Source organism: Simiduia aestuariiviva, from assembly GCF_014192475.1.
In the GTDB taxonomy this organism is placed as follows: domain Bacteria; phylum Pseudomonadota; class Gammaproteobacteria; order Pseudomonadales; family Cellvibrionaceae; genus Simiduia; species Simiduia aestuariiviva.
Window position 1 is genome coordinate 521332 of sequence record NZ_JACHXZ010000003.1, and the last position, 13211, is coordinate 534542.

Sequence of the window (13211 nt, forward strand, 5' to 3'; positions counted from 1 at the left end):
ACTAACGCTCCAGCCAAGGCGCAAGTTTTTCTGCCACGATCGGAGGTGAAACAAATTGCATTTCACCTGAATCAATAGCAACAGCGACCTGCACGGTATAGCCATAGGTGGTGCGCTGCCCCTGTTCATTGCGAACCTCATATTCGATACGCAAGCGGTTTTCCCACTCTACCAATGAGGCAGTGACCGTGAGATTTTCTGCAAACTTGGCGGGCGCGGGATAGCGCACAGACAAATCAATAACCGGCCACGCATAACCACTGTCGCGCATTTCACGGTAGTTGTAGGCAATTTTATCCAACAGGGCGCAGCGAGCAATTTCAAAGTACTTCACATAGTGGCCATGCCACGCCACATCCATGATGTCCACGTCGTGAAAAGGCACGCGCACCTGAGCGCTACCAGCGACAATGACTGGAACCTTTCGCTTAGCCATAGCAATAAAATTTCCGCTGTTCGATAGCCTGACACAAGCCGCGCAGTTCATATTCAAGCGCGCGATCTTCTTCGATAAATGCGCTGTATTCACGCACCTCGTTAACCAATTGATGCAGCGACGCCGACACGTCGTCTGGGGCAATGTCGCCCTGTGCAAAGCGCAGCTCAAGACCTTGGCACATAGCCAACAATGACCCGGCTGCCACCTGCTCCGTGAGCGTAATCACGCGCAGACAATCGCGCGCGGCGATGGTGCCCATGCTGACTTTATCTTGGTTGTGACACTCGGTAGAACGCGAAAAAACACTGGCCGGCATGGTCAACTTCAGGGCTTCCGCGGTCCACGCGCTGGCGCCAATTTGCACGGCTTTTAAACCGTGGTTAATGGCGCGCCGCTCACCCTTTGCACCAGAGAGATTGGCGGGCAGGCCGTGGTTGAATTTGGGATCAACTACCATGGCCATTTGGCGATCCAACAAATCTGCCACATTGGCAACCGCGTTCTTCAGACTATCCATGGCAAAGGCGATGTGGCCGCCGTAAAAGTGGCCGCCGTGTAACACGTGCTCGCCAGGACCGTCGATAATCGGGTTATCGTTGGCGGAATTAATTTCGTTTTCGATAAGCTGACGCATAAAGGGTAGCGCATCTTGCAAGACGCCAATCACATGCGGCGCACATCGCAATGAGTAGCGATCCTGCAAACGCTGGGGGTTGCGCGGCGGCTCACCGGCGTGCAAATCATCGCGCAACCAGCTGGCAATCTGCTGCTGTCCCGGATGGGGTTTTACGCTGAAAAGAATTTCGTCAAAGTGGTGTGCATTGCCCTTGCTCGCCAGCGTTGCTAACGCTGTGATGCGCGTGGCAAGCTGCGCCAAATATTCGGCGCGCTTATAGGCGAGCGCAGCGATTGCCGTCATCACCGCGGTGCCATTCATAATCGCCAAGCCCTCTTTCGGGCGCAGCGTTAGCGGTTGGATATTGAGCTCGGCAAAAACCTCAGCCGTTTTGCGGCGATCGCCCTTATAAAACACTTCCCGCTCGCCACACAAGACCGCCGCCACATAGGAAAGCGGCGTGAGATCACCGCTGGCGCCCACCGAGCCCTCCTGTGGGATCAATGGCACAATGTCGTGTTGAATCAAGCGCGTGAGTTGCTCTAAAAGATCCACACTCACACCCGAAACGCCCTGACACAAAGATTGCAAGCGCACCGCCAGTACAGCCCGCGTCGCGGGGATGGGCAGCAACTCACCTAGGCCACAGCCGTGAAAGGTGTACAAATGTTGTGGCAAATCTTTTACTAAATTTGCGGGAATAGTTACCGTACAGGAATCACCGTAACCGGTTGTAACGCCGTAGATATTTCCCTCTTCCGCCAGCAGGCGATCGAGAAAATCACTGCCCGCTTTAATCCGATCAATAAAATCGGTGCTGTCGGAAAGCGCCACCTGCTCACCCTGTGATACGGCGACGATGTCTTCAATGGATTTGGCGTTGTGATCAAATTTAATCATGAAAATTTCCAGTATCTGAGACGCTGAGCTGACCTAGGGCCAAGCGCACCGTTGTAATGCGACGCTAATCGCGCCGCCAAAAATCGTAAAAATTACCCCATTGCAATGGGTAGTCTCGTGCATAGCGAGCCAGTCGATTCGCGTAGTCTTGAACATAGGGCAGCAGTGAAGCCTCGCGATCGCTGCGTTTCATTTTTATGCGCTCCGCCATGGGCTCCACATAAATGTCATAGCGACGCCCGGTTTTGACTGCACATAGAAAAAACACCGGGCGACGCAAAAGTGCAGCCAATACAAAAGGCCCCTGTGGAAAATCCGCTGTTTCACCCAAAAATTGCGCGGGCAATTGGCGACCGCGCTCCGCGCCCTCGGGCGGCACTGGCGTGCGATCGGCCGCGATAGCCACAAACTCTCCGGCTGCCAACTTATCTTCTAGCATCATGGCAGTGGCGGGACTCACCGCTGTCACTGGTACAAGATTCACTCTGGCTGCCTGCTCTTTCGCAGACAGCAACGAGTTAAATTTTTGCGCATGCTCAGTGTGTACCAAGACGTTGACAGTGGCCGCCCCAAGTTGTTCCGCCAACGATTGGCACACCTCGGTATTGCCCAAATGCGACACCAGCAATACCGCCCCGCGACGCGCCGCGATATTGTCGAGCAACGCCTGGCGACCATGCATAATCACTTCGCCGTCAAAGGATTGCTGCCACACGGCAAGTTTATCGAGCGCAATTTCTCCAAACCAAAGAAAGTGTTTAAAACTGCGCGCAATTCCGCGCCAACCGCGCACAGGCAACCGACCATCCTTTGCATCTACGCGCGCGAGAAAATCCAGAGATGCAGCGCGCGCCGTTCGCCGGCGCAAATAAAAATACACAATTACCGGCCACAACAGCACCCGAAACACGCGCCGACCAAACAGTCGAAAACTAAACAGCATCGCGCGGATACCCCACAGAGCACCCGCCTCAGCCATGTCTGACCAGTGTTTGCTATTGCTCATCGCCGCCGCCCTCGCCGCTGCAGGCCCAACAACCAAAGGGGTGCTCGCCACAACATGCCAAAGAACAACCGCGTGTGCATACAACTGATCAACCAATTATCCAGACCCGGCAAAAAATGTGATACGCCATGGTCGGGGTAGTGAACGGACGTCGGCAAGTTGATTAAGTCACCGCCCCGCCAAAACCAACGCACGAGTATTTCGGTATCGAAATCCATGCGATCGCCAACGTGATCGCTATCCAATAGTTTGCAGGTCGCGGCAACCGGGTAGACACGAAAGCCACACATCGAATCTTTAATGGCCAGCGACAAGGTATTGATCCACACCCATACGTGGGTCAAATAGCGACCATAGTGTCGCAGACGGGGGACCGAATGATCGTACTCAGGAACGCCGCAAATCACCGCATCGGGCGCGGTGTTTGCGCGCGCCAAAAAATGCGCGATGTCCTGCAAGTTGTGCTGCCCATCGGCATCCACCTGCAGTGCGTGGGTAAAACCCAACCGATGCGCTGCGCGCAATCCGGCCTTCACCGCACCGCCCTTACCGGTGTTGTGCGGCAGTGACACTAGCGATACTGCGTCGTGCGCCGCTACCAGCTGCTCTATCACCTCGGTGCACGCCGGGCCACTGCCATCATTGACCAAAATAACGGGCAGTTCGAAATCTAACACCTGTGCCAAGGTCGTTGGCAACAAGGTTTCGTGGTTATAAACGGGAATTACAATGCAGGGCTTCACGACACAGCCACCAAACGCCCAGAGGCAAACTTTTTACCCGCCGCACTGTCGGCCGACACATAACTGAAGGTTAGACGCTGGCGCGCATCATCTAGCGTGAGTTCCAGCAGCACTTGCTCACCGGGGCGAATCACTTGTTGAAACTTGATCGACTCCATGGCACCGGCCTGCGCGAGCCAAGCGTGAGCCTCGGGCCACAGGCGCATGGCTTGCTGGCGGGCCCAGTTCAACTGAACAACGCCCGGCAAAATCGGCGCCTCGGCAAAATGCCCCTGAAACCAATACAAATCCGGGGTAATGCACAGCTCCAGCTGCCAGCAATTGTCAGCGCAGCGAATTTCTTTAACGATCTGGGGCTGATGTCTAGCCATGTATCTGTCCGTGTGCGCTGCGCGCGTAATTTAGGGTTTGGTTGAGCCGGCGGCCAACTCTGTGCTATCCAATGGCGCGACGTCGCCGGCGGCCAGCAATGCGTCCAAATCAGCCAGTCGCATTTTACCCTGACTATTGCGTGGCAATTTGGCCAACAAGCGCCAGCGCCTAGGCACCAATGGGCGCTCCAACTGGCGCGCAAGCAGGTCGGTGAGCTCGGCAATAACCGGACGACGCCCAACCTTTGCCAGCTGATCTGAGCCCGCATCGCTCGCAACCAATAACACCACCAGCTCATCGCGCTCAGCCACTGAAGAGCTGCGTGAAACCGGCTGTACGCGCACGTCAGAGACCCAAACGTGGGCCAATAAAGCGCGCTCAATCTGCTCCAGTGAAACCCGTTTTCCCTCAATCTTTACGATGCGATCGGCGCGACCCAAGAGTTCAAAACTCGGGCCTTCAACGCGCACCATATCAGCACAGGTATACCACTGATCATCCGCTAAAAAGGGCGAGCGAATGCACAGCACACCAGCCGCATTGGCGCGCACCTGTACCACCTCAAAGGGTCGCCAGCTTGCGCCCTGGCCATGCTGCACACGCCAGGCCATTCCGCCGGTTTCCGTGCTGCCGAGTACTTCGATGACATCGCACCCAAAGCGCTCGTGGACTTGCTCGCTGGCCCCCGCTGGCAGCGGCGCGCCGGAGCTGAACACGCACCGTACCGAATTGGCCATTAACGGCAAATGAACCGGCAGCCGCACCAAATGTGTTGGACTGGAGATCAACACATAGTCGGCCAGCGCACAGTGCTCAAGATCCTCTAAAAACTCCACTGTATTTCGAGCGAAGGCACGCCCTTCTGTCAGCGGCCACAGCACGCGAAACAAGAGGCCATAAATGTGCTGGTGCGTGACTGTTGCCAACACCGATACGCCGGTAAAATCGCCGCCGAATTGCCGCTCCAACTGATCCACTTCCGCGGCCAGTTGTCGAGCACATTTGTGCACAAGCTTCGGTTCGCCACTGCTCCCCGATGTAAACAGGGTGATTGCGGCATCGGGGCTCACGCACCAAGCTCCGGCTAAGGGTTGCGGTTCTTGCGCCGGCGCCAGTGACGATTGCCCTTCAAAGCGACCTGCGAATGCATCCACATGTGCACGTAATTGTTCTACCGTGCCCTCCAATCCGTTGGGCGCGAGCCACACTTCGCGCTCGCAGGACCAAAGCGCAAACAGCAGCGCAGAAAATTCGGCACTGTCCTCTAGATAAACAGCAACCTTGAGGCAGTCGGGCTGCTGCAAGAGTGTGGTCCGCCAGCGTCCCACCTGCGCGAGCCACTGCTCGCCACTCCAGTGCGCGCGCCCTCGGCGGTCCACCGACACCAAGCGCTCTGGATATTGCGCCAGAGCTGCGACGAGGCCATACATTTTCACGCGTCGACCTCCAGGGCGTGACGCCGCCTATGCTGGCGCCGCACACAATATTCCACCAACGCCAAGGTACCCATAAGCAGGTAGGCAATAAATCCGTTGTACAGCAGCCAAAGTTCTTGATCACCCCACCAAACGGTTGCGGCGGCAAGACTGCCATTGACGATAAAAAAAACGCACCACACTTGAGTGACCCGACGCGTGTAAGCAATGGCACTGTCGGGCAGGGCCGGCTCTTGCAGTCGCGCCAAGCGCTCAACCACAGTTTGCTCTTGCCAGAGACTGGCGCCAAATAAGAGCAGCAAACTGATATTGATCGCCACGGGGTAAATCAGCAGGCCAAGCACTGTGTCAGTCCACAGTGACAGGCACGCAAGCGCACCGATCATCATTAGCCACGCCAGCTGTAGCCAACGTGGAAACGGCCCACCACCAAACCACCGCAGCAGTGCAAGACACGCGAGCACCAACACCAAATAGCGAGCGGAAAATGCCTGTGCACCGAAGTAAACGGCAAAGGGATAGAGCAAGCTCAGGCCTGCAAACAGCCCTTTTCCCAACCTAGTCATGGCGTTATTTTACGAGCGCTTCAACAACATCGACCACATCCGATACGGTGCGCACGGCTTTAAAATCATCGGGCTTTATTTTTTTGCCGGTGAGGTTCTTCAGTTCGACAACCATGTCCACGGCATCAATGGAATCAATATCGAGATCGTCGTACAGGTGCGCCTCTAAGGTGACTTCGGCAGCATCCAACTCAAACATATCCACCATAATGTTCTGGATGGTTGTAAATATCTCTTCTCTGGTTTGCATCACTGCCCCCTAGTTGACTCAACGAAGTTGGCCAATGCGGTAACTGAAGCAAAGTGCTGGCGGGTCTCTTCTGAATCCGCATCCAGCTTCACACCGTAGGTTTTTTGCAATGCCAAACCCAACTCTAGCGCATCGATGGAGTCTAATCCTAAGCCATCGAGAAACAGCGGAGCATCCGATTCAATGTCGTCGACGCCAATGTCTTCTAAATCGAGGGTGTCAATAATCAGTTGTTTAAGTTCTTGCTCTAGCGCCCGCATAGTGCGTCAATTCCTCAGTAAAATAATGTTCTAATTTTTTAGTTAAATACCGTGCGGCCAAACTGGCCGGCACATCTTGCTGTAATTCAAAATCGCCAGGCGCGAGTTCTGGCATCACTCGCAGTGACATATGAAACGGCCCCTGTGGTGGAATGTGATACCAGGGTACGTGCTTAGTCAGCGTGGGAGGGGTAACGGTAATGACCACCGGCCGAATAGGCAATTGTAATCGCACCGCCACATTGGCCGCCCCGCGCTGTAATCGCAATGATTGACCCGGCACCGATCGCGTTCCCTCGGGAAAAATAATTAGGCTATTGCCGCGTGACAGAGACGCGCGCGCATCGTTGAGCACCTGCTCGGGGTTGTCATTGGCGATGTAACCCGCCAGCTTAATGACTGTGCGCATAAAGGGGTTGCGCAGCAGCCCGCCTTTCACCACGCAATCTGCCTGCGGCAATAGGCCAATCAGCAATACCACATCCACTAGCGATGGATGATTGGCCAAAATTAACTGACCCGGGGCCCGCAAGCGCTCAAGACCTTTCAGCTCATAGGTCATGATCCCCAGTGCCCGCATCATATTTATAAAGAAGCGGAAATGGGTGTGCACCAACCAGCGGGCGCGCCGCTCCCGGGTGGGGCCACCCGCCGTCAACAATAACCACGGCACGGCGTAAAGGGGCACAATCAGGCCCCCGATCCCAAAAACCGAAAATGAAAAGCCCGTTGCCAGCAGGCGCCAGCACCAGTTTAGCTTCCGTTTCATTTTAGCCAGTGCCATCCCTGTGACTCACCGCCTAACGTTAATTCACGGCGATCGCTCGCCAACCAGCGCAACCACTCAACGCCCTCGTGTTGTGGGCAGGGCTCCTGCGTTGAGTGCCAGTTGCCGGCTATCTTCTGACCCGCTGCCAATGTTACCCGCAACGCCAGCGCAAATGGGGGTTCTACACACACACCGTGCTCGTAGGTATCCGGTAGCGGCATATCATAGGCCACCACCAATACCTCGTCGGCGCCTTGCTGCAGCTGGCCCCACGCCTCCAGCAGCCCCGTGGACACCAGATGATCCTGCGCCGCCAGTGCCGTCATGGGGCCGTCGGCTTTTTTGGCGATAGACAGCACACCCGCGACGGCATTGTGCACCGACATGCTGAAGGCCGCGGGTGACAGCGGTTCATCGGCAGCCAATTCCGCCATCAATTGAAGCGTTCTAGCCTGGTCGCCATGGCGCGAACAAAACACCATGGGTACACGACTTGCCTGCGGCACCATATCCCACAATACCGTCGCTACCAATCGACCGACACCATTGAGACGGCGGCGCAGCATCGAGGGCACTGCCGAGACGTCGGGCTTGGCCTCAAGATCCAGAGCCAGCGCACCTTCAGCCCATTGTGCACAGGCCGCCGGGCCCACCACACCAGGGAGCCAAGCATTCCATTGCTGGATATTGAGCGAGATTCCCTCGCACTGCGCTGTGTCTATCACCGTTTAGGTACCGTTATTGCAGATATCACGGCGAATACCGCGATGGACAAACCGCCCATTTTACTAGTTGAACGCGCGTGCGGAAAGCAAATATGTTGCTGGCTGCCCAGTCACTTAAAGTTTTTTCCTTAATTTCGCCGAAATCTAGGATAGATAGGAGAGGAATCGCAGCTGAAGCGCACGACCCGCCATCAATACAGCCGGTCTGCGAACAGGACTAGGGCCATCCCTGACCATGCAGAGACAGCCCATTGGTGGGGCAAAGTGGCTATTGCGTCATCGGGCGGAATACCAGCATGACATTAACCGGTACCTGAGCGGCAATGGAGTTTAACTTGGCCACGGCTTGCAGAGCCTGAACACCCGCCTGCAACCCAAAATCAGCCGCGCTTATCAGCACCGGAGACCGATTGATAACGCTCAGCCCGCCATCGCTGAGCCCGGTGACTCGACAGGTCACTGGTAGCGATTTGGAGATACCGTGCAGCGAGACCGACAGGGTCAATGGCAGATCGCGGTACTCGCCAGGCCGTAGCTTCAGTCCGGCCACGTCGACCTGAGCAGTCACCTCGGCCGTGGCAAATTTGGCGGTATTGAAGAGCATTTTCTGCATGCGCTCGTTGCGAATGGGAATGCCCGTTTCCACTGAGGCCAAATCAATCTGCAGTTGTGCCTGCCCCGCAGCATCCAGGGAACCTTGCAATTGCGTAAAATGATGCACTTCAGTCACCGTGGCATTCTTGACCGATATAAACTGAACAGAGGAGGCTGCCGAGTCCAACGCCCAATCAGCCCAACAAAACTGCGCGCTCAAACACGCCCATAGCACCACTGCACATCGCTTCATGTTTCTCTCCTTTGGATATATCGAGCATTTGCGCGAGCAATCCCACGCCAGCTGAAATTGATTCGATAAAAGACGCTATAATTTCTATCACGAACTGCGGCTGCAGCCCAAATTGACAACGGGGTAAGCAGCGCTAAACCGACTACCGGTTATACCACAGGGAGCGCCCTTTGCCAGCGGACATCCAGTACTTTATTGCCCAGCACTCGGCAATTGAAACGTGGCCCTCTCCCAATTTATGGCTCTGCGACGATGAAGTGGCTCGCTATGTGGGCATGGGCTCCGAGGCGCGACGCGCAGAATTTTTACGCGGCCACTGGCTGATGCGGTTGGCGGTAGGTTATCTCACCGGTCGCGCACCCGATAGTTTTGCCATTGCACAACCCGAAAACTCCCCGCCCATTTTCACCGACGTACCTGGACTGATTATCAGCCTATCGCACTGCAAAGGTTGGCTGGCGCTATTGGTTCTGCAAAATGAACACACACCCACATTAAAAATTGGTGTCGATATAGAGACCGAACGGGATCGACCCAATCTTGTGCGACTGGCTCAACACAGTTTTGGCGATCAATGGTTAGCACAACACGAGGCAACATTGCAGCCAGCATTTTTTCAACGGTGGACCCAGTGCGAAGCCGTGGTGAAAGCCAGCCACTTGCCACTGGGCACACGCCTGCTGCGGGAGCAGCGATTCCTTGCGCCACACGCCGAGACCAACGGCTTGTGGCTCTATCACACGCGTTTGACGCCGCCCTCCGCGGCGCTGCATTTGAGTCTAGCAGCCCCCTACAAGGTCAACCCTGAAGGCTTTCAGTGGACCGGCCAACGATTTGAATCATTGGCCGCAGACTTTGCGTTGACGCGCGCCCCCCTTAGGGCAGCGGCCTAGTCGTCATCGTACTTTTGCGACTTGCCAATTAAACTCCGCACGTGCTGATACACACCCCGTGAAAATGCCTGAGAATACGCTTCCAGTAGATCCACACCGGCCAAAATAAACACCACCAACAGGCTGAACTTAAACGCCACAAGTAGCTTGCCAATGGCCACGCAAACGCCGATTGCCGACAACACCCAAATGGCCGCCGCCGACGTCACCCCCAGCACCACGCCCTTGCGCGCCAACATCACCCCCGCACCCAAAAAGCCCACGCCCGTGATCACCTGACCAATGATGCGCGAAGGATCCGTCATGTGTGACGACACGCTCATGGATGCGGTAATAAAAATATAGGTGCCCAATACAATGAGGATCGAGGTGCGTATCCCCACGGGCTTACCGCGCAGTTGTCGCTCTAACCCTATGACCCCGCCGCTCGCCAGCGCCGTGCCGATGGAGGCCCAATCAAACGGTGCAACACTCAATAACACTTGCCAATCCATCTCTACCCTCTATCTCGTTAATTCGCCGCTGGGCAACCATGCCGCCCCCCGCTCAGTGTAGACGTCACGCGCTAGAAACCGAAGGATCATTTTATTTGAATCCCGGCAGCGAATTTATCTTGACCGGTGAAAACTTTGGTCTTAACTTTCGCCACCTCGAACGTCCATGCTGGCACGCTCCACCCACAGCTGTTAGGCTGATTCTTCAGCTAGCCCAAGTGAGGATACGGATAGGGTATGGCTCGGCGATTAACGCAGAGCAACCCCAGGCGTTTCAATGACCTCTGAGTTTAAACGTTTACCTGATTGGAGCGAATTGCAGCATGCAACAACGAATCGACATCAACGATTACTTTTCACCCGACACCTTTAAGCGCATCAAAGACTTAGCCGACACCAAAGAGACGCCGTTTGTGGTGATCGACAAGGCCACTGTGTCTGAACACTTTGATGATTTGGTGCGCGGCTTCCCCATCGCCAAAATTTATTACGCGGTCAAAGCCAACCCTGCCGATGAGTTAATCGCCCTGCTCAATGACAAGGGCTCCAACTTTGACATCGCCTCTATTTACGAACTCGACAAAGTCATGAAGCACGGCGTTGGCCCAGAGCGCATCAGTTTTGGCAACACCATTAAAAAGAGCAAAGACATTCGCTATTTTTACGACAAGGGTATTCGGCTGTTTGCCACCGACTCTGAAGCCGACTTGCGCAATATTGCCAAGGCCGCACCGGGCTCCAACGTGTACGTGCGCATCTTGACCGAGGGCTCGCAAACGGCCGACTGGCCACTGTCGCGCAAATTTGGCTGTCAAACCGACATGGCCATGGATTTGTTGGTGATGGCGCGCGATCTCGGCCTGACCCCCTACGGCATTTCTTTCCACGTGGGTTCGCAGCAGCGCGACATCGGCGTGTGGGATGCCGCAATCGGCAAGGCCAAAGTGATTTTCGAACGACTAAAAGAAGAAGACGGCATTACCCTAAAAATGATTAACATGGGCGGCGGCTTCCCCGCTAACTATGTCACCAAGGCCAACAGCCTCACCACCTACGCGGAAGAGATCACGCGCTTTCTAGAGGAAGACTTCGGCGACGAAATGCCCGAGATCATTCTAGAGCCCGGTCGCTCGCTGGTGGCCAATGCCGGTATTTTAGTGAGTGAAGTGGTGCTGATTTCAAAGAAATCGCACACCGCCATGAACCGCTGGATTTTTACCGATGTGGGCAAATTCTCCGGCCTGATTGAAACCATGGACGAATGCATTAAATACCCCATTTACGTGGAAAAAACTGGCGAGCTGGAAGAGGCGGTGATCGCCGGCCCCACCTGCGACAGTGCCGACATCATGTACGAAAATTACCTGTATGGCTTGCCGCTGAACTTGGCCATTGGCGATCGCATGTACTGGATTTCCACGGGCGCCTACACCACCAGCTATTCAGCGGTAGAATTTAACGGCTTTCCGCCGCTCAAAGACTACTACGTGTAACAAATGCTACGCGCACAAAAAAGCCGGTCAAATGACCGGCTTTTTTGTGCGTTTGCCAACAGCATCCCTACCGCACCACACTGCCCCACAGGTCGTACTCATCTGAATGTTCAATGGCAACCATGACGATGTCGCCGGGTGCCACATCGAACTCTTCATTTAAATACACCACGCCGTCAATTTCAGGGGCGTCACCTTGCGTGCGACCAATGGCGCCCTCGTCGTCCACTTCGTCAATGATCACCGGCAGTGTGCGACCAATTTTCTGCGCGAGGCGCGCGCTGCTAATTTTCTGCTGGGTCTCCATGAAGCGCTCCCAACGCGCCTGCTGTACATCTTCTGGCACGTGATTGGGCAGGTCATTGGCGGTGGCGCCGTCCACAGGCGAATACTTAAAGCAACCCACGCGATCGAGCTGCGCCTCTTCAAGAAAGTCCAACAACTCTTGAAATTCCGCTTCTGTTTCGCCAGGGAAACCCACAATAAATGTCGAACGAATGGTTAAATCTGGACAAATTTCGCGCCACTGCTTAATGCGATTCAACACCTTTTCGCTGTGCGCCGGGCGCTTCATCAATTTCAGTATGCGTGGGCTGGCGTGCTGAAACGGTATGTCTAAGTAGGGCAGAATTTTGCCGGCGGCCATGAGAGGAATGATCTTATCCACGTGCGGATAGGGATACACATAGTGCAGCCGAACCCACACGCCCATCTCGCCCAGCGCCACCGCCAAATCTTGCATGCGGGTTTCCGCGCCGCTGGCCAAATCCAATTTGAATTTTACATCGACGCCGTAGGCGCTGGTGTCCTGCGAAATCACCAATAACTCTTGCACACCTTGGCTCACCAAATCGTGCGCCTCTTGCACCACCTCGGGAATGGGGCGGCTCACCAAATCACCGCGCATGGCGGGAATAATGCAAAAACTGCAACGGTGGTTACAGCCTTCCGATATTTTCAAATAGGCGTAGTGACTCGGCGTCAACTTAATGCCCGCCGGTGGCACCAAGTCGTGGCGGTGGGGGTTCATAGCCTCATTGGGCACAAATTCGTGCACGGCATTCATGACGGTGTCGTAATCGGCCGGCCCACTCACGCTCAACACGCCCGGGTTGGCGGCTTTAATGGCTTCAGCGTCAACGCCCTTGCCCATGCAACCCGTGACAATCACCTTGCCGTTTTCCGCCATGGCTTCGCGAATGGCATCCATAGACTCTTGCTTGGCCGAATCGATAAAGCCACAGGTGTTGACCACCACCACATCGGCATTGTTGTACTCCGGCGCCACCGCGTAACCGTCGAGTTGGAGCTTGGTGATGATCCGCTCAGAATCCACCAGCGCCTTGGGGCAGCCGAGTGAAACAAATCCAACAGTGGGTTGCTTGGCGTTCATGGAGAAACC

16 protein-coding genes are annotated in these 13211 nt (G+C 55.3%); 2 read left to right on the plus strand and 14 right to left on the minus strand.

Going from position 1 to position 13211, the window contains the following annotated elements; genetic code table 11:
• Position 1 precedes the first annotated feature (1 nt).
• From FHS30_RS12085 to FHS30_RS12140, 12 genes are all read right to left on the minus strand, one after another.
• The gene (locus FHS30_RS12085) at positions 2 to 436 is read right to left on the minus strand and encodes an acyl-CoA thioesterase (protein WP_183910732.1); all 435 of its coding nucleotides are present in this window, start codon (positions 434 to 436) and stop codon (positions 2 to 4) included.
• Complete coding sequence (locus FHS30_RS12090) at positions 429 to 1955, minus strand: HAL/PAL/TAL family ammonia-lyase (protein ID WP_183910733.1); 1527 nt, start codon at positions 1953 to 1955, stop codon at positions 429 to 431. Before FHS30_RS12090 ends, FHS30_RS12085 begins: the two co-directional genes overlap by 8 nt.
• Positions 1956 to 2019: 64 nt before the next feature.
• Entirely contained in the window at positions 2020 to 2961 is a 942-nt protein-coding gene (locus FHS30_RS12095; protein WP_183910734.1) for a lysophospholipid acyltransferase family protein, read from the minus strand.
• Entirely contained in the window at positions 2958 to 3704 is a 747-nt protein-coding gene (locus tag FHS30_RS12100) for a glycosyltransferase (RefSeq protein ID WP_183910735.1), read from the minus strand. Before FHS30_RS12100 ends, FHS30_RS12095 begins: the two co-directional genes overlap by 4 nt.
• Positions 3701 to 4075, minus strand: coding sequence for a 3-hydroxyacyl-ACP dehydratase FabZ family protein (locus FHS30_RS12105; protein WP_183910736.1), 375 nt, complete (start codon positions 4073 to 4075; stop codon positions 3701 to 3703). Before FHS30_RS12105 ends, FHS30_RS12100 begins: the two co-directional genes overlap by 4 nt.
• 30 nt (positions 4076 to 4105) lie before the next feature.
• Complete coding sequence (locus FHS30_RS12110) at positions 4106 to 5506, minus strand: AMP-binding protein (RefSeq protein ID WP_246341330.1); 1401 nt, start codon at positions 5504 to 5506, stop codon at positions 4106 to 4108.
• A 2-nt stretch (positions 5507 to 5508) separates the two neighbouring features.
• Positions 5509 to 6078 carry a COG4648 family protein gene (locus tag FHS30_RS12115; RefSeq protein ID WP_183910738.1) on the minus strand — a complete coding sequence of 190 codons (570 nt, stop codon included), beginning with the start codon at positions 6076 to 6078 and terminating at the stop codon, positions 5509 to 5511.
• 4 nt (positions 6079 to 6082) lie between these two features.
• Positions 6083 to 6328, minus strand: coding sequence for an acyl carrier protein (locus tag FHS30_RS12120; RefSeq protein WP_183910739.1), 246 nt, complete (start codon positions 6326 to 6328; stop codon positions 6083 to 6085).
• Positions 6328 to 6588 (minus strand): phosphopantetheine-binding protein, encoded by a 261-nt coding sequence (locus FHS30_RS12125; RefSeq protein ID WP_183910740.1) that lies wholly within the window; start codon positions 6586 to 6588, stop codon positions 6328 to 6330. The genes FHS30_RS12120 and FHS30_RS12125 overlap by 1 nt, the downstream gene beginning before the upstream one ends.
• Entirely contained in the window at positions 6563 to 7357 is a 795-nt protein-coding gene (locus FHS30_RS12130) for a lysophospholipid acyltransferase family protein (RefSeq protein WP_183910741.1), read from the minus strand. Before FHS30_RS12130 ends, FHS30_RS12125 begins: the two co-directional genes overlap by 26 nt.
• The gene (locus tag FHS30_RS12135; RefSeq protein WP_183910742.1) at positions 7354 to 8082 is read right to left on the minus strand and encodes a beta-ketoacyl synthase chain length factor; all 729 of its coding nucleotides are present in this window, start codon (positions 8080 to 8082) and stop codon (positions 7354 to 7356) included. The genes FHS30_RS12130 and FHS30_RS12135 overlap by 4 nt, the downstream gene beginning before the upstream one ends.
• 268 nt (positions 8083 to 8350) lie before the next feature.
• On the minus strand, positions 8351 to 8929 hold the full coding sequence (locus FHS30_RS12140; RefSeq protein WP_183910743.1) for a YceI family protein: 579 nt from the start codon (positions 8927 to 8929) through the stop codon (positions 8351 to 8353).
• A 170-nt stretch (positions 8930 to 9099) separates the two neighbouring features.
• Here FHS30_RS12140 and FHS30_RS12145 point away from each other — a divergent pair, with 170 nt between their 5' ends.
• A complete protein-coding gene (locus FHS30_RS12145; protein ID WP_183910744.1) occupies positions 9100 to 9822 on the plus strand; it encodes a 4'-phosphopantetheinyl transferase family protein in 723 nt (240 codons plus the stop codon).
• On the opposite strand, the gene FHS30_RS12150 is transcribed toward FHS30_RS12145, so the two are convergent.
• Positions 9819 to 10316: an MgtC/SapB family protein gene (locus FHS30_RS12150; protein ID WP_183910745.1), complete on the minus strand. Its 498-nt coding sequence runs from the start codon at positions 10314 to 10316 to the stop codon at positions 9819 to 9821. The two genes, FHS30_RS12145 and FHS30_RS12150, sit on opposite strands and share 4 nt — an antisense overlap.
• Positions 10317 to 10639: 323 nt before the next feature.
• Here FHS30_RS12150 and FHS30_RS12155 point away from each other — a divergent pair, with 323 nt between their 5' ends.
• A complete protein-coding gene (locus FHS30_RS12155) occupies positions 10640 to 11809 on the plus strand; it encodes a type III PLP-dependent enzyme (RefSeq protein WP_183910746.1) in 1170 nt (389 codons plus the stop codon).
• A gap of 67 nt (positions 11810 to 11876) precedes the next feature.
• On the opposite strand, the gene rimO is transcribed toward FHS30_RS12155, so the two are convergent.
• Positions 11877 to 13202: a 30S ribosomal protein S12 methylthiotransferase RimO gene (gene rimO, locus FHS30_RS12160; protein WP_183910747.1), complete on the minus strand. Its 1326-nt coding sequence runs from the start codon at positions 13200 to 13202 to the stop codon at positions 11877 to 11879.
• Between the last annotated feature and the right edge of the window lie 9 nt (positions 13203 to 13211).